Origin of the sequence: Neoaquamicrobium microcysteis (genome assembly GCF_008180155.1) — a bacterium.
Lineage (GTDB): Bacteria > Pseudomonadota > Alphaproteobacteria > Rhizobiales > Rhizobiaceae > Aerobium > Aerobium microcysteis.
Genome location: NZ_VSZS01000013.1, coordinates 1 through 357, shown reverse-complemented (window position 1 = coordinate 357; position 357 = coordinate 1). Strand labels below are relative to the sequence as shown.

General features: G+C 65.8%; 1 protein-coding gene. It reads left to right on the top strand.

Annotated elements, in window-relative coordinates; all coding sequences use genetic code 11:
* Nucleotides 1-18 precede the first annotated feature (18 nt).
* Nucleotides 19-357, top strand: a 339-nt coding sequence (locus tag FY036_RS00035) for a fasciclin domain-containing protein (RefSeq protein WP_201744656.1), incomplete at its 3' end; no start/stop codon positions are given.

Here is a 357-nt window from a genome sequence, read left to right as displayed (position 1 = left end):
GGTGCGGCTGCCGTCGCGATGACCACATCCGTGCTGGCCGCCGACATCGTCGATACCGCCAGCCAGGCCGGCAACTTCACAACCCTGCTTGCGGCTGCCGAGGCTGCGGGCTTGGTCGAGACACTGCAAGGCGAGGGTCCGTTCACGGTCTTCGCACCCACCGACGAAGCATTCGCGGCGCTGCCGGAAGGTACGGTGGACGACCTGCTGAAGGAGGAGAACCGCGATCAGCTCGTGTCGATCCTCACCTATCACGTCGTACCCGGCAACGTGGCGTCGTCCGACCTCACCGAAGGCATGACCGCCGCCACCGTCCAGGGCAGCGACGTGACTTTCACCCTCGAAGGTGGTGCGAAG